The 15598-nt window shown below is 65.4% G+C and carries 12 protein-coding genes and 1 riboswitch; of the genes, 3 read left to right on the plus strand and 9 right to left on the minus strand.

The genetic code is table 11. The annotated features are described in order from the left end of the window. Nucleotides 1-85: 85 nt before the first annotated feature. Nucleotides 86-607, minus strand: coding sequence for a sigma-70 family RNA polymerase sigma factor (locus JHC57_RS02115; protein ID WP_294028250.1), 522 nt, complete (start codon nt 605-607; stop codon nt 86-88). Nucleotides 608-623: 16 nt separating this feature from the next. Between JHC57_RS02115 and JHC57_RS02120 the strand changes: the two genes are divergently transcribed. Both JHC57_RS02120 and galE read left to right on the plus strand, forming a co-directional pair. After that, nucleotides 624-764, plus strand: a complete 141-nt coding sequence (locus JHC57_RS02120) for a hypothetical protein (protein WP_294028251.1) — start codon at nt 624-626, stop codon at nt 762-764. 69 nt (nt 765-833) lie between these two features. Then, on the plus strand, nt 834-1850 hold the full coding sequence (galE, locus tag JHC57_RS02125; protein WP_294028253.1) for a UDP-glucose 4-epimerase GalE: 1017 nt from the start codon (nt 834-836) through the stop codon (nt 1848-1850). Here galE and JHC57_RS02130 read toward each other — a convergent pair. The 6 genes from JHC57_RS02130 to JHC57_RS02155 all read right to left on the minus strand — a co-directional run bounded on the left by JHC57_RS02130 (nt 1847) and on the right by JHC57_RS02155 (nt 12309). Further along, a complete protein-coding gene (locus JHC57_RS02130; RefSeq protein WP_294028254.1) occupies nt 1847-2419 on the minus strand; it encodes a TMEM165/GDT1 family protein in 573 nt (190 codons plus the stop codon). The two genes, galE and JHC57_RS02130, sit on opposite strands and share 4 nt — an antisense overlap. Nucleotides 2420-2440: 21 nt before the next feature. Further along, nucleotides 2441-2614: riboswitch (yybP-ykoY riboswitch) on the minus strand. Beyond that, on the minus strand, nt 2593-2814 hold the full coding sequence (locus JHC57_RS02135) for a hypothetical protein (RefSeq protein WP_294028256.1): 222 nt from the start codon (nt 2812-2814) through the stop codon (nt 2593-2595). Its footprint overlaps the riboswitch before it by 22 nt. After that, entirely contained in the window at nt 2814-7055 is a 4242-nt protein-coding gene (locus JHC57_RS02140) for a translocation/assembly module TamB domain-containing protein (protein WP_294028257.1), read from the minus strand. Before JHC57_RS02140 ends, JHC57_RS02135 begins: the two co-directional genes overlap by 1 nt. Beyond that, the gene (locus JHC57_RS02145; protein ID WP_294028259.1) at nt 7055-9394 is read right to left on the minus strand and encodes a BamA/TamA family outer membrane protein; all 2340 of its coding nucleotides are present in this window, start codon (nt 9392-9394) and stop codon (nt 7055-7057) included. The genes JHC57_RS02140 and JHC57_RS02145 overlap by 1 nt, the downstream gene beginning before the upstream one ends. A gap of 160 nt (nt 9395-9554) precedes the next feature. Continuing rightward, a complete protein-coding gene (locus JHC57_RS02150) occupies nt 9555-10769 on the minus strand; it encodes a nucleotide sugar dehydrogenase (RefSeq protein WP_294028260.1) in 1215 nt (404 codons plus the stop codon). A 76-nt stretch (nt 10770-10845) separates the two neighbouring features. Then, nucleotides 10846-12309 (minus strand): YdiU family protein, encoded by a 1464-nt coding sequence (locus JHC57_RS02155; protein ID WP_294028261.1) that lies wholly within the window; start codon nt 12307-12309, stop codon nt 10846-10848. 180 nt (nt 12310-12489) lie between these two features. Here JHC57_RS02155 and JHC57_RS02160 point away from each other — a divergent pair, with 180 nt between their 5' ends. Continuing rightward, nucleotides 12490-13494 (plus strand): NAD-dependent epimerase/dehydratase family protein, encoded by a 1005-nt coding sequence (locus tag JHC57_RS02160; RefSeq protein WP_294028263.1) that lies wholly within the window; start codon nt 12490-12492, stop codon nt 13492-13494. Nucleotides 13495-13509: 15 nt separating this feature from the next. Here JHC57_RS02160 and JHC57_RS02165 read toward each other — a convergent pair whose 3' ends face one another. Both JHC57_RS02165 and gmd read right to left on the minus strand, forming a co-directional pair. After that, nucleotides 13510-14448, minus strand: a complete 939-nt coding sequence (locus JHC57_RS02165) for a GDP-L-fucose synthase (RefSeq protein WP_294028265.1) — start codon at nt 14446-14448, stop codon at nt 13510-13512. A gap of 4 nt (nt 14449-14452) precedes the next feature. Further along, nucleotides 14453-15550: a GDP-mannose 4,6-dehydratase gene (gene gmd, locus JHC57_RS02170; RefSeq protein WP_294028267.1), complete on the minus strand. Its 1098-nt coding sequence runs from the start codon at nt 15548-15550 to the stop codon at nt 14453-14455. Nucleotides 15551-15598: the final 48 nt, after the last annotated feature.

Below are 15598 nucleotides of genomic sequence, written 5' to 3' on the forward strand. Positions count from 1 at the left end.
CCCCGCGCCACACGCCGCGGGCGTATGGGCGTCAGATCCCCGGCAAGGTCGTCGATCAGATCGTCGATCGATGCGTCCTTCATCGTCATTCACTTTCAATCAGTTCGGCGAGCTTCTTGAGCCCGCGATGGATATTCACCTTAACGAGGGATTCGCTCTGGCCACAGATTTGCGAGGCTTCGGCGATCGAGGCCCCCTCGATCTTGACCAGCATGATCGCCTGCGCCTGCCCGGGGGGCAACAGGGTCAGCAGATGATCGATGCTCAGCCGCGCGTGGACCGCCTCGTCGTCGGCGCCGACCGCGGCGTCATTGTCGCCCAGTTCGGCCTCGTCGCGCTGGCGGCGCAGCATATCGATCCAGCGATAGCGCGCAATGGCGGCGAGCCAGGGCAGAAAGGCGCGCCCCGCATCCCATGTCGCGAGCTTGCGGTGCATCGACACCAGGGTTTCCTGCACCAGGTCGTCGATATGGTGCGGCGCGATGCGGCGGGCGAAATAGCGTTCGAGCCATTTGCGGCAGGCAGTCAACAGCGCGCGATAGGCCGCCCGGTCGCCGCGCTGCGACGCCGTCATCAGGCGCGCCAACGACGGTTCGTCGATGCTCATGGCATATGCGTGCCGCATGAGCGCGCCGGGAACGGCAAGGACAAGCGCGGTTGCAAACAACGATCCCTTCATGAAGCGGGTGATGGCGTTTCATGACCTGTTCGCCGATATCACCGCAAAGGTTACATCGAAACCGGCCATTGGCGGCGGACAATGATTTGGCAGTCCGTCGCGGATGGAATAGGGCCGCGAACAAGGCTGCGGACGAACGGAGGCAGGTCGACGCATGAACATTCTTCTGACGGGCGGCGCGGGGTATATCGGCAGCCATGTCGCGGCGCCGCTGGTATCGGCCGGCCACAATGTCGTGTGCTTCGACAATCTGTCGAACAGCGATCCTTCGGTCATGGAGCGGCTCGAAGCCATCACCGGCCGCGCCGTCCCGCTCGTCACGGGCGATATCCGCGACGGCGACGCGCTGCGCCAGACAATCCGCGACCATGCGATCGAGGCCGTGATCCATTTCGCCGGCCTGAAAGCCGTCGGCGAATCGGTCGCCGAGCCGATGAAATATTACGACAACAATGTGCGTGGCACGCTGTCGCTGCTCGAAGCGATGGCCGATTGCGGTGCAAAGACGCTCGTCTTCTCGTCGAGCGCGACCGTCTATGGCCATCCGCAATATCTGCCGCTCGACGAAAATCACCCGACCTCGGCGACCAATCCCTATGGCCGCACCAAGCTGATGATCGAGGAAATGCTTGCCGACGTCGCCGCCGCCGACCCCGAATGGCGCATTGCGATCCTGCGCTATTTCAATCCCGTCGGCGCGCATGACAGCGGGCTGATCGGCGAGAATCCGAACGGCGTCCCGAACAATCTGATGCCCTTCATCAGCCGCGTTGCCGCAGGGCGGCTGGGTGAGCTGTCGGTGTTCGGCAACGATTACGACACGCCCGACGGCACCGGCGTGCGCGACTATATCCATGTCGTCGATTTGGCCGACGGCCATGTCGCCGCGCTCGACGCGATTGCGAAAAGCGACCGGCCGCTGTCGACCTGGAACCTCGGCACCGGCCAGGGCTATTCGGTACTCGACATGCTCAAGGCCTTCGAGCGCGTGAACGGGGTCTCTATCCCCTATCGCATCGCCCCGCGCCGCGACGGCGACGTCGCGAGCTGCTTCGCCAGCCCCGAACTCGCCGCGAACGAGCTCGGCTGGACGGCCGAGCGCGATCTCGACGCCATGTGTTCGTCGAGCTGGCGCTTCGAACGCATGCTCGCGACGCGCAACGCCGACTAGCCCAGCCAGCCTGCCGTCTGCACGAGCACCCACAGGCCGATCACGAAAAACAGCCCCGCCGCGACGAGGCGTACCTTTGCGAGGTCGACCCGCTTGAGCAGCTCGTGACCAAGGAAGATCGCGGGCACATTGGCGATCATCATCCCGAGCGTCGTGCCCGCGGTGACCAGAAGAACATTATGATATTGCGCGCCGAGCGCGATCGTCGCGACCTGCGTCTTGTCGCCCATCTCGACGAGGAAGAAGGCGACGAGCGTGGTCAGGAAGGCCCCGAACCGGGGCTTCGGCGCCTCATCGTCGTCGAACTTGTCGGGGATCAACGTCCACGCCGCCATCGCGATAAACGACGCGCCGATCACATAACGGAAGATGTCGCTGTCGAGAAACGCGGCCGCCGACGCACCGAGCAGCGCCGCGAGCGCATGATTGGCGAGCGTCGCGACCAATATGCCGAGAATGATCGGCATCGGCCGGTTGAAGCGCGTCGCGAGCAGGATCGCAAGCAACTGCGTCTTGTCGCCGATTTCGGCGAGCGCGACGACGGCGGTCGAGGTGAACAGGGCTTCCATTAATAGACTCCGGGGCCGGACGGCTTCGCGATACCAAGTGACATCGAACCCGCCGCCCGGCCCGGACGTAGGTCGACGCCATTGGTCTCGCCCAAGCGGTATCCCGCTTCCACCGCGCCACGACCTCTCGGCCGAGTATGTTGACACGGTGGCCCGCCCCGAAGGACGGCTGGCTACTCCCCAGATGACGGAGGCGCGTTAGACGGCCTGGCGTCCGGAGGCAAGCCCTCCGATGCCGACGCTGCTGCCCGGTCGGATTCAGCGATGTCGGCATCCATCGCCTTCGCGCGCGCCTCGATCTCCTTCGCCGCCTTCTCGTAGCGCTCCTCGAAGCGCGGCTCGTCCTTGCACGCCGCAAGCAGCAACAACGGCACGAGCAGGATCGCAGCGCGCATCAATAATCCTTGCGGTAACGGACGCTGAGATTCGATCCACCCGATCCGCCCGCCTGACTCAGCAGCGACAGCGCCGGGGTCAGGCTGATTTCGAGCTGGGTCGCGGTATAGCCGCGCGCGTCGGTTATCACCTCCAGATAGATATCCTTGGTGATATACTGCCCCGCCGCCAGCGCCGCGCCGCGCCCTACCGTGTCGTCGGGACCGAGTACGCGCAGCCGGTCGATCCCCGTCGCCGACTGGAGCGAGCCCAGCGGGCTCAGCCCCCCGCCCCCGCTGCTCAGCGTGTTGAGCGACGAGGCCAGCTGGACGGCCTGCAGCGGCGACAGCGTCGTGATCGAATCGCCGAACAGGATGCGCGAGACGATTTCATCCTGCGGCAGGCCGGGAACGCTCGAGAAGGCGATTTGCGGATTGCTCGCGCGACCGGTGACGCTGATACTGACCGTCACGGTCTCGATCGTATCGCTGGCCAGCAGGCGGATCGCCGGGTCGAAGGCTTCGCCGGTCGGGAAGGTCACCCTGCCCTCCTCGAGCTCGAACGAGCGACCCGCGAAACCCAGCGTCCCGCGCACCAGTTGGATCTCGCCGGTCACGCGCGGGTCCTGCGTCGTACCGCGCAGCACGACGTCGGCCTTCCATTCGGATTCGAGCCCCATCCCGCTGACATAGATTTCGTCAGGGGCCTTCAATGCGATATCGAGACGAATGAGGTCGAACAGGCTGCCGCCGACGGCCGCCAGCCCGTCGCCGCTGACGCGGGGGCGCCCTGCGGGAGGCTTGCGCCGCACGCCGGTGAGCACGGGAACCTGCGCCGCCCCCTCGCGCACGATGCGATAGCGTGTTTCGGGAAGGCGCAGGCTGCCCGACAGCAAGGCGGTCTGCCCCGCAACCTTTTCGAGCCGTAAATTGCCTGTCGCACGCGCCGCGATATTTTCGCTCCGCGCGAGCCGGGCATTGTCGAGCGTCGCGCTGATGTCCATCGGATAGCCGTCGGCCGACGCGAGGCTGACATAACCCTTGGCCTGGATAGTGCCCTCACCGGCACTCGCCGTCAGCTGCTCGATCTCGAGCCGGTTGCCGGTGAAGCGGCCGTTGACGACCATGCCCGTCAGCCGCGTGCCGAACGCCTGATTCTCGTAGACCATGTCCTTGCCGCGCACGACGCCCTGCAGGCACGGATTCGAAACGCTGCAGCTGAAATCGGCGGCGACGGCGATCGGTCCCGTCACATGCTGGTCGGCGGGGCCGAAAAAGGAATAGAGCGTGTCGGCGGGGCCGTTGTAGCGGATGCCGCCGCCGAGCGGGGCCGCCATCAGCCGTTCGGTCCAGCCGCCCGCGCCGGCGCCGAGCGGACGGAGCGACGCCTGCAGCCGCCCGATCACGCTACCGCGCTTGCGCATCACCGCGCGCGCTTCGCCGCCGTCGGCGAGCAACTTTCCGGCGAAATTGACGTCGACCGGCTGGCTGACCGACGCCGCGGTGGTGCGCGTGAAGTCGGTGATCGTCAGCCGCGCGTCGGCGCGCGGAAAGCTCTCCGAATCCCTTTGCTCGAAATCGAGGCTGCCCGTCGCACGGCCGCCGAGCCCCATGTCGGGATAGACGGCGTTGAGGATCGCCATGTTGACGCGCTCGAGCCGGCTCTGGATCATGATCCCGTCGCCGAAACGTCCCGCGATGCGCGCGCTGCTGCCGCGGCCGAGGCTGACGTTGGTCGGCAGAAGCTCGTAACCGTCGGCACCCGGGATAATGCGCGCGGGCGAGGTGGTGCGGAAATTGATGCCGGTCGCGCGACCCTGCACCGACGCGCGCCACAGCTTGGGCTGGAGGTCGGCATTCGCCGCGATCCGGAAGGGTACGCCGCTGGTACCCTCAACCAGCGCCTGCGCGCGGCCCGCGCCGTCGCGATAGTCGATCTTCGCGCGCGCGACGGCGATGTCGAATTCGCGGATCTGCGTTTCGGCGATCTGGATGTCGGCGACGATATGCGGCGTGTCGTAAAGCGTGACGTCGGCATCGACGATCGCCGAACCGATCGCGAGCTGCGCCGCTCCGGGCAATACGACGTCGTTCGCGCGGACGTTGATCGCCGCCGCCTGATATTGCCCGGCCGCACTCAGCCGGACGAGACCGCCAAGCCCCTGCCCGGCGGCGTTGAGCTCGCCGACGAACGGCCCGGCGTCGCTCTTCACCAGCCGCCCGTTGAAGCCGATCCCCGACAGGTCGCCCCGCTCGACATCGATCGTCAGCGGGCCTTTGGCCGTGAGCAGCACGACATCGGCGGATAGCGGCCCATAGTCGGTTTCGCCCGTCGCCGCGAGGCGGTAACCGTTCGGCGCGCCATTGATCCGCGCGACGAGATTGGCGAGCCCGATCCCGAGCCCCGGCCGGGCGGCGGTCACCACCGCGCGCGGGTCGCTGATCGTTCCCGCCAGCCGGACGCCGACCGGACCATAGTCGGTCGAATTGGCGCGCGCGGTCAGCCGGATCTGGCCGTTCGGGGCGTAGCTGCCCTCGCCGCCGGTCACGCGCAGACGCGGCGCCGACAGGCGCAGACCGGAAAAGCGGATGATGCCATCGGTGCCATAGCGTACCGCGCTCGACGCCGTCGCGTTGCCGCCGAGGAAATCGCGGACCCCCGAATTGAACAGGCGGGTCGAGCGGGCGCGAACATTGCCGACGATCTCGAAGCCGCCGCGCGGCGCGGTCTTCAGGTCGGCATCGGTGTCGATATCGAAGATGCCGACGCTCTCGATACGATAATCGTTGATCCGCCCGTCGATCGCGCCCGTGTAGAATCCCTTGTTGAGGTCGGCGATGACGATCGCCTTCGCGTCGATCCGCGGCGAGCGCAGGCGCAGATTGTCGCTGAGGATACGGCCGTTGCTGTACGCGAGGTCGCCGTCGAGCCGCACCTGCGCCAGCGTCCCGCCCGCGACGGTATCGAGCCCGCGAATGCGCGCCGCGCGTCCGGCGACGGGGATCACGATCTGGTCGGCATCTACCCGGGCCTTGCCGGCAAGAACGATCTGCTCGACGATGATATCGTTGACCGCGAGGCTGTTCGCATTCGCCTGATAGTCGACCGTCGGCAAGGCGAAGGCGCCGTCGAGCGTCGCGGTGGCGCGCAGGCCGTTCGCACGCACCGCCGGCGCGATCGCGCCGGGGCGGAGGATATTGGCGGCAAGTTTCAGGCCTTCGTAGCGGTTGGTGCCGAGGTCGACCCCGCCGCTGATCCCGAGTTGCGCGGCGTCGGAAGACAGTCGCCCGTCGATCGCCGCCTTGCGCTTGTCGAGCCGCGCGGTCAGGTCGATCGTCGTTTCGTCGCCCAGCAGCTCGGCGGCCGGCCCATCGGCCAGCATGCGCGACGCTTGCGCCGCGCCCTTCGCGGTGAAAATGCCGTCACGCCCCGTCAGCGCGACACGCGCGAGCGGCGCCGCGCCGAGGTTCGCGGTCAGATCGCCGTTCCACGCCTTCCAGTCGCCCCGCCCGTCGAGCTTTGCGGTCAGCGTTTCCTCGAACCCGCCCATCGCCGCGAACACGCCGCCCTTCGGCGCGGCGAGGTCGAGCTTGACCGCGAGCCGGTTCGCCTCGGGCACCGCATCGAGCACCAGCTTGAGCGCATCGCCCTGGCCGCCGCCGCCCGCAATCGTTTCGGCATCGGCGGTCACCTGCGCGCGGCGATCGGCGATCGCGACCTTGCCGTTCAGTCGCGCGACCTGCCGCGTTCCGGCGACCGGTGGTTCGAAGATGAAGCGGTCGACGCGAACCAGTCCGACGTCGATGTCGATATCGGGGAGCAGCGGTTCGCCCGTATCGGGCACGGGTTTGAACTCGGGCAGCTTCCGCATCGTCATCGTCGCGGCAGTCGCCGAGCGGACATCGACATGGTTCGCAAGATAACGGATCGGCCGCCAGTCGACCCTCACCTCGGGCGACGCAAGGAAAACGCCCTTGGGATCGGACAGCGTGAAATCGCGAATGATCATCCGGCCGTAAAGCGACCCGTCGAGCCGGCCGATGCCGATCTTCATCCCGTTTTCAAATTCATATTTCTCGACCTGGGTGACGACGAAGCGCCGTCCCGCATCGCTGTTGAGACCGACGAGAAACAGCGCAAAGAGCAGAACGAGGCCAAGGAACGACAGGCCGACCCAGCGCAGGATCGTGAGCGGCCAGGACCGCGACGTCTTCGCCGGCGCAGCACCGATGTCTTCGGCGAAGGGCGCCTCGTCCGCCATCAGAAGGCCTGCCCGATCGAGACATAGACACTGACGCGCGCCTCACCCGGCTTGCGGCCGATCGGTGTCGCGATATCGAAGCGCATCGGGCCGAAATTGGTGTAGTAGCGCGCACCGATTCCCGCGCCGAAGCGCAGATTCTGGAAGGTCGGCGCCGACGAGCGATAGACTTGTCCCGCATCGACGAAACCGACGACGCCGAAATTGCCGAACCGATAGCGCGCCTCGAACGCCGCTTCGTTGACGCTGCGCCCGCCGATCGGGTCGTTGTTCGGATCCTTTGGCCCCAGTTCCTGATAACCGAAGCCGCGTACGGACCCGCCGCCGCCGGCATAGAAGCGCCGTGATGGCGCCAGCCGTTCGCGCGCCGCGCCAAGGATCGAACCGAGGCGGATGCGTCCCGCGAGCACGATGCTGTCGGTGACGGGGTAATAACCGCTGATGTCGGTCCGCAGGCGCGCATAGGGCGAGAAGCGACCGGCGAGCGAACCCTCGGGCTGGATCAGGCTCGTGATACGAAAACCCTTGGTCGGATCGAGCAGGCTGTCGGTCCTATCCATGCCGACCTGCCCCGTCAGGCCAAGGATCGTGTAGAAGTCGTAGGACCGCTCGCCCTTCGTGAAATCATAGTCGTCCTCGCGCGTCGCGATCAACTCGACACCATAGGCATAGGTGAATTTCTTCTGCCAGATCGGCGTCGAGTCATAGCTGACGCGCGCGCCGACGCGGCCCGTGATCGCATTGAACGCGTCATAGGTGCTGCGGGTGATTTCGGTGGTGAGTTCGAAGGTCCGGTCGCGGCGCCCCGCATTCGAGCGGCGCAGCGTCGCGCCGACCCCCTGCTCCTGCGTCCCGAGCACGCCGCGAAAGGTCAGCGCCCCCTCGGGTGGCAGGAAATTCCGGTGCGTCCAGCTACCCTCGAGGCGAATGCCCTCGCCGGTGCCATAGCCCGCGCTCGCCGCGAGCGTCCGTGGCGGCCCCGCCTGCTGCGTGACGAGCATGGTGACATATTCGGTGTCATCGCCCGCGCTCTCGCCGGTCGGCTGCGGTTCGGCCGCGATGGTCGAGAAGAGCCCGGTCGCAACGAGCGCCTGCCGCAGATCGTCAACCTTGCGGCTGTCATACAGGTCGCCGCGCTTGAAGCGCGCCAGCACCTCGACATGCTCGGCGTCGAAAGCAAGGTCGCCCGTCGTTTCGATCCCGCCGAAGCGCGAGCGTTTGCCGATATCGACCGGCAGGGTGTAGACGCCATCGCCCGTCGCACCGTCGAGCAATATGTCGCGCTGGCCGACCTTGGCGAAGGGATAGCCCTCCTGCGGCAGCTTGAGTGCGATCGCCGCCTCGGCTCCCTGAATCCGCTGCGCCACGATCGGCTCGCCCACGCTCAAAGGGAAATTGTCGGCGATCAGATTCGGCGGAACCGTCGGCGCCGCATCGACGATGATGTCGGACAGCGTGTAGCGCCTGCCCGGCTTTACATCGATCACCGCGGTGATCGCGCGGCGCTGGCGCGGCTGTCCTTCCTGGCCTTCGACGCGCTCGCCGCGATCGATCCGCGTATCGACGATCGCGTCATAATATCCCTCGGACGCGAGGATACGCTGCATCAATTCGCCGTCGGCGGAGAGGCGCGCGCGGATCATCGCCGCATTCTCGGCCTTTCCATCACCGTCATAGAGCGCCGACAGGTCGCCGAACAGGTCGGCAAGATCGATGTCGGTGCTGTCGTCGGCAGCGTCCAGCCCATTGACCTTCACCGAATAGGCGACCTCGACATTATCCTTGTCGGCCTCGGCCTCGGCGAACTGAACCGGCTCGACATCGAAATTTTCGAGCGGTGGCAACGGCGCGGCGAGTTCGACGTCGCTGATCGGCGCATCGCCGATAGCCTCGACGGCATCGCCGTCGGCAAGCGCGGGAACGGGGACGCCCCCCACCTCCGGCGGTCGCGCCTCGACCCCGGACTCGGCCGCCTGCGCCGGCTTGGCCGCGGCTTCGGCGGCTTGGCGTTTTTCGAAATCTGCGATCGATTCGAGCGGGCGGTCGAGTTCGGGATCATCCTCGGCACCGATCGGCGGGATCGCCTTGTCGAACTCGTCATCCTCGATGATCGGTTCGACCGCGGGGAGCACGACATCGGGCGGCGGTGGTGAAGGCGCGGCGATCGGCTCGTCGGGACTGGTCTGGATCGTCGGGACGACCTTCGGCGGCTCGACCTGCCCTGCGTGCGCTATCGCGGTAGCGCCGAAGCAAATTGCCGAAACCGGGATCGTCGACAGAAAACGCCACCGCGCCGATCGGCGGAACTGGAACTCGCAGGGTTTTTCAGGTTTCCGCATCTTGGGTCCGCCGGTGATGCATCTGTGGCTTGGGTGCGTCGGCGGCGCAACCGGTTTCTCCGGCAATTCGGTCCTGATACGCCCTCATATCCACGAATATCCCCTGCCCGGTCCGTCGGTTACCTCGTTCAACGAGCCCGGCGGGATCAAGTTCCTTCGGTCAGCTATCGACCCCGAACAGATCGCGGCTGTAGACCTTGTCCGCAACGTCGGCCAGTTCGCCGGTCACCCGGTTCGCAATGATCACGTCGGCCTCGGCCTTGAAGGCGCCCAGGTCGCGTACCACGCGGGAATTGAACAGCATGTCATCCTCGATCAGCGGTTCGTAGACGATGACTTCGATGCCCTTCGCCTTGATCCGCTTCATCACCCCCAGAATGCTGCTCGCCCGGAAATTGTCCGACCCCGCCTTCATCGCCAGACGATGGATACCCACCACGCGCGGCGCGCGCTTCAATATCTCCGACGCCACGAAATCCTTTCGTGTGGTGTTCGACGATACGATTGCCTGGATCAGATTCTGGGGAACTTCCTTGTAGTTCGCCAGCATCTGCTTCGTATCCTTGGGCAGGCAATAGCCGCCGTAACCGAAGGAGGGATTGTTGTAGAACTGGCCGATGCGCGGATCGAGGCAGACGCCTTCGATGATCTGCCGCGAATCCGCGTCGTGCATGGCGGCATAGGTGTCGAGTTCGTTGAAGAAGGCGACACGCATTGCGAGATAGGTGTTCGCGAACAGCTTGATCGCCTCGGCCTCGGTATTGCCGGTCTGGAGGACCGCCGCATCGGGAGTCAGCGATGCCTCGAGCAGCAGTTGGGCGAAGACGCGCGCGCGGGAGTGCGTATTGCCGACGATGATCCGCGACGGATGCAGATTGTCGAACAGCGCGCGCCCTTCGCGCAGGAATTCGGGCGAGAAGACGATGTCGTCGGTACCAAGCTCGGCGCGCAGCCGCTCGGTGAACCCGACGGGTACGGTCGATTTGATGACGATCAGCGCGCCAGGCGCCAGTTTCAACGCATCGGCAACGACCGCCTCGACGGTGCTCGTGTTGAAATAGTTGCTCTCGATATCATAGTCGGTCGGCGTGGCGACGATCACGAAGTCGGCGCCGGCATAGGCGGCTTCGCGATCGGTCGTGGCTACGAGGTTCAACGGCCGGTTCGCCAGATAATCCTCGATTTCGGGGTCAACGATCGGCGACTGTTTCGCGTTGATCTGCTCGACCTTGTGCGCATCGATGTCGAGCGCGACGACTTCGTTGCGCTGGGCCAGCAGGACCGCATTCGAAATACCGACGTAGCCGGTACCGACGACCGTGATCCTGGCCGGGGCCGCGGCTCCGGTCGTCTGCTGTGCTTGGGTATCGGACAAATTCATCTTCCTCTAGGAGCAGGGGCGCGACCACTCCCCTAGCAAGCGTCGGAGACGCGCTCAACCACGGCGGCCCTCAGGTGCCGCAGAAGGTCGTATAAGGGCCCGCGTCGGCCGGGGCCGGCTCCGCAAAACCGGCCCATTCCGCTCGCTCGACGAAGGGATTGCGTACAACTTCCAGCAGTTCGAGCCACGGCGCCATATCGCCCGCCTCCGCGCTCGCGAGCGCGGCCTCGACCCGGTGGTTTCGCGGAATATAGACCGGATTGACCGCATCCATCGCGTCTGCCCGTTCGAGCGGCGCGTCGGTTTCCTGCGCCAGCCGCGCCCACCAGTCCGCGATCCATGGCGCCATCGCCTCGGGATCCTCCGACAGGCCTTCGAGCATCGCTCCGTCGCCGCGCAGCATCATCGCCAGCCCGCGAAAGAAGCCCGTGAAATCGATCTGGCGCTTTTCGAGCTCGTCGAACAGCGCGTCGATCAGCACCTCGTCGCCCTCGCCGGCTTCGAGAAGGCCCAGCTTTCGCCGCATGGTCACCACCCATGCCGCGCTGAACCGTTTGGGGATCGCCTCGACCATCGCCTTCGCCGTGTCGACGCCGGCGGGCTCGACGGCATGGATCGCCGGCAGCAGGGCTTCGGCGAAACGTGCCATGTTCCAGTGCATGATCTGCGGCTGGCGGCCGTATGCATAGCGGCCATTGGCGTCGATCGAGCTGAAGACGGTGTTGATCGCAAAACGGTCCATGAAAGCGCAGGGGCCATAATCGATCGTTTCGCCGCTGATCGCGACATTGTCGGTGTTCATCACGCCGTGGATGAACCCGATACCGAGCCAGTGCGCCACCAGCTCGCATTGCAGGCCGATGACCCTGTCGAGAAGCGCGAGCGGCGGGTTCGCGGCCTCGGCCAGATCGGGAAAGTGGCGGCGAATGCTGTACGCCGACAGCTGCGCGACATGCTCGGCGCCGAAATGCGCCGCAAAGAACTGGAAGGTGCCGACGCGGATATGGCTGCTCGCGACCCGCGTGAGCACGGCGCCGGGGTGCGCGCGTTCGCGCTGCACGCGGTCGCCCGTCGCTACCGCCGCCAGTGCCCGCGTCGTCGGCACGCCCATCGCGGCCATCGCTTCCGACACCAGAAACTCGCGCAGCACAGGGCCGATCGCCGCCCGGCCATCGCCGTTGCGCGAGAAGGCGGTGGGCCCCGATCCCTTGAGCTGCAGGTCGAACCGCGCGCCGTCGGGCGCGACCACCTCGCCGATCAGCAGCGCACGGCCATCGCCAAGCTGCGAGGAAAAATGGCCGAACTGGTGTCCGGCATAGGCGAAGGCGAGCGGATTGGCCCCCTCGGGCAGGTCCTGCCCCGAAAAGATCCGCGCCAATTCGTCGTCGCCGGTATCGCCAACCGCAATGCCGAGCCGCGCGGCGAGCGCATGGTTGAAAGCCAGCAGCGTGGGCGACGACGGCTTCGCAGCCTCGGCCGGCGCGTAAAAGCCTTCCATCGAATCGTGAAAGCTGTTGTCGAACGCAAAATCCATCACGGCTCCTTCACCCCTATTTCGAGCGTTGACGCCATGAATGCAAGATGCCGAGCCGCTCTGTGCGGCAGCGGCCGACGCGGAAATATCCACCGCCCGGCAACCGGTTTTTCATTTCTGCCCCGCTAGACAGCGGCGCGCGCCGGAATAGAGTGCCCAGCCAGAAGGAAAGAAGGCAATATGGCGATCCTCGTCACGGGCATTGCAGGCTTCATCGGCATGCATGTTGCAGCTGGCCTGCTCGCGCGCGGCGAAACCGTGATCGGTATCGACAATTTCAACGACTATTACCCGCCCGCGCTCAAGGAGGCGCGACTTGCCGAGTTGCAGCGTATCGACAGCGAACGGCTGACCATATATCGCGCCGATATTGGCGACGAAGCGGCGCTGGCGGCCGTCTTCGCGGGAACCGCCTTCGATCGCATCGTCCATCTCGCCGCGCAGGCGGGCGTGCGCTATTCGATCGACAATCCCGCCGCCTATCTGCGCTCCAACCTCGCGGGCCATCTCAACATCCTGGAGCTCGCGCGCCATCGCGGCGTTCGGCATCTCGTCTACGCCTCTTCCTCGTCGGTCTACGGCGCCAACAGGACGATGCCCTTCCGTGTCGAGGACCGCGTCGATCGTCCGATCTCGCTCTATGCCGCGACGAAGCGCGCCGACGAGCTGATGAGCGAAACCTACGCCCATCTATTTCGGTTGCCGCAGACGGGTCTGCGTTTTTTCACCGTTTACGGCCCTTGGGGCCGGCCCGACATGGCGCTCTGGAAATTCACCGCCAACATCCTCGCCGGCAGGCCGATCGACGTCTATAATCGCGGCGATATGAAGCGCGACTTCACCTATGTCGACGATATCGTCGCGGGTGTAATCGCCAGTCTCGACAATCCGCCCGCCGACGATGGCGCTGAGAAGACGGGCGGCTTCACGACGCCGCACCGTCTCTACAATATCGGTAACAACCGCCCCGAGCCGTTGATGGACCTGATCGGCGAGATCGAGCGGGCATGCGGACGCAAGGCCACGCTCAATCTGCTCCCGATGCAGGACGGCGACGTTTATGAAACCTTCGCCGATATCGAGGCGATCCAACGCGACCTGGGTTATGCGCCGCGAACCGGGATCGCAGTCGGCGTTCCCGAATTCGTCGACTGGTTCAGGAGGATCGGCAGTCGCTACGCGTGAAGCCGCGCCCCCGCGTTATGCCCGATTTTCCAGATACCAGCGATAGACGCCCCTGATTCCCTCATCGAGGTCGATCGAGGCGCGCCAGCCGAGGCCCTCGAGCTTCGACGTGTCGAGCCGTTTGCGCGGCGTTCCGTCGGGCTTCGACGCGTCGCGCAGGATCGCGCCTTCGAAGCCGACGGCGCGGCCGATCATTTCGGCCAGATCGCCGATCGCGATTTCGGCGCCGCTGCCGATATTGACGATTTCGGGCGCCGAATAATTTTGCGCCAGGAAGACCAGCGCATCGGCGAGATCGTCGACGTGCAGGAATTCGCGCAACGGCGTGCCGCTGCCCCAGATGGTGAAATCGCTGGCGTTCGCCAGCTTCGCCTCATGCGCCTTGCGGATCAGCGCCGGCAGCACGTGGCTTGAGGTCAGGTCGAAATTGTCGAACGGACCGTAAAGATTCGTCGGCTGCGCCGAAATGAAGTCGAGGCCATATTGCTGACGATAGGCCTGGCACAGCTTGATGCCCGCGATCTTGGCGATCGCATACCATTCGTTGGTCGGCTCGAGCGGGCCGGTCAGCAGCGCGTTCTCGCCGATCGGCTGCGGCGCGAATTTGGGATAGATGCACGACGAGCCGAGGAAGACGAGCTTCGAGGTGCCGGCATGCCGCGCCGCCTCGATGATGTTCGCCTCGATCATCAGATTGTCGTAGAGGAATTCGGCCGGGCGCGTGTCGTTGGCGTGAATGCCGCCGACCTTCGCGGCCGCCACGAAAACGAGGTCGGGCCGCACCTCCGCCATCCATGTCTCGACCGCTGCCTGCCGGCGAAGGTCGACGCGTTCGCGGGGAGCTTCGATCAGTTCGCATCCCTCGCGCGCCAGCCTGCGGACGAGCGCCTGCCCGACCATGCCCCTGTGTCCGGCCACCCATACGCGGCGACCCGTCAGATCGAATTGCGACATGGCGTCAGGCCACCGAACGGGGCAGCAGGGATTGTTCCTCGTCGACGCGCCGGTGCTCGGCTTCGCGCGCCACGGTCCTGAGGTCGGCCTCCATCATGTCGGTCACAAGCTGTTCGAAGCTCGTTTCGGCGACCCAGCCGAGTTCGGCCTTGGCCTTGGCGGGATCGCCGATCAGCAGGTCGACCTCGGTGGGGCGGAAATAGCGCGGATCGACCTCGACCAGCGTTTTCCCGCTCTTCGTGCAGACGCCGCGTTCTTCGACGCCGCTCCCCTGCCAGTCGAGTTCGACGCCGACATGCGCGAAGGCGCGCTCGACGAAAAGCCGGACGGTCTGCGTTTGCCCGGTCGCCAGCACGAAGTCGTCGGGTCGGTCGTGCTGCAGGATGCGCCACATCCCCTCGACATAGTCGCGCGCATGGCCCCAGTCGCGCTTGGCGTCGAGGTTGCCCAGCCACAACTTTTCCTGAATGCCCAGATGGATCGCCGACACCGCCCGCGTGATCTTGCGCGTCACGAAGGTTTCGCCGCGGATCGGACTTTCGTGATTGAAGAGAATCCCGTTCGAGGCGAACATGTCGTACGCCTCGCGATAGTTGACGGTGATCCAGTATGCATAGAGCTTCGCCGCGGCATAGGGCGAGCGCGGATAGAAGGGCGTCGTTTCGCGCTGCGGCACTTCCTGCACCAGCCCGTAGAGTTCGGACGTCGACGCCTGATAGAAACGCGTCTTTTGCGTCAGGCCGAGGATCTTGATCGCCTCGAGCAGCCGGAGCGTGCCGATCGCATCGGCATTGGCGGTATATTCGGGCGTATCGAAGCTGACCTGGACGTGGCTCTGCGCCGCGAGGTTATAGATTTCGTCGGGGGCGACCTCCTGCACGATGCGGATCAGGTTGGTCGAATCAGTCATGTCGCCATAGTGAAGATGCAGTTTCGGCGCACTCTCGTGCGGATCCTGATAGATATGGTCGATCCGGCCGGTGTTGAATGACGAAGACCGGCGCTTCACTCCGTGCACCTGATAGCCCTTGGCGAGCAGGAGCTCCGCCAGATAGGCGCCGTCCTGGCCGGTGACACCGGTAATGAGCGCGGTTTTGGTCATATATTTTTCCGATTTTCGATACGGTTCGTAAGGGTATATTTCGGCGCG

Source organism: Sphingopyxis sp., from assembly GCF_016463645.1.
In the GTDB taxonomy this organism is placed as follows: Bacteria; Pseudomonadota; Alphaproteobacteria; order Sphingomonadales; family Sphingomonadaceae; genus Sphingopyxis.

Coding starts and splice junctions, on each gene's coding strand:
- JHC57_RS02145 (WP_294028259.1), bottom strand. CDS start 9,394: ATGCGGAAACCTGAAAAACCCTGCGAGTTCCAGTTCCGCCGATCGGCG.
- JHC57_RS02165 (WP_294028265.1), bottom strand. CDS start 14,448: ATGTCGCAATTCGATCTGACGGGTCGCCGCGTATGGGTGGCCGGACAC.
- JHC57_RS02120 (WP_294028251.1), top strand. CDS start 624: ATGAGCGCGCCGGGAACGGCAAGGACAAGCGCGGTTGCAAACAACGAT.
- JHC57_RS02115 (WP_294028250.1), bottom strand. CDS start 607: ATGAGCATCGACGAACCGTCGTTGGCGCGCCTGATGACGGCGTCGCAG.
- JHC57_RS02160 (WP_294028263.1), top strand. CDS start 12,490: ATGGCGATCCTCGTCACGGGCATTGCAGGCTTCATCGGCATGCATGTT.
- JHC57_RS02155 (WP_294028261.1), bottom strand. CDS start 12,309: ATGGATTTTGCGTTCGACAACAGCTTTCACGATTCGATGGAAGGCTTT.
- JHC57_RS02140 (WP_294028257.1), bottom strand. CDS start 7,055: ATGGCGGACGAGGCGCCCTTCGCCGAAGACATCGGTGCTGCGCCGGCG.
- JHC57_RS02130 (WP_294028254.1), bottom strand. CDS start 2,419: ATGGAAGCCCTGTTCACCTCGACCGCCGTCGTCGCGCTCGCCGAAATC.
- galE (WP_294028253.1), top strand. CDS start 834: ATGAACATTCTTCTGACGGGCGGCGCGGGGTATATCGGCAGCCATGTC.
- JHC57_RS02135 (WP_294028256.1), bottom strand. CDS start 2,814: ATGCGCGCTGCGATCCTGCTCGTGCCGTTGTTGCTGCTTGCGGCGTGC.
- gmd (WP_294028267.1), bottom strand. CDS start 15,550: ATGACCAAAACCGCGCTCATTACCGGTGTCACCGGCCAGGACGGCGCC.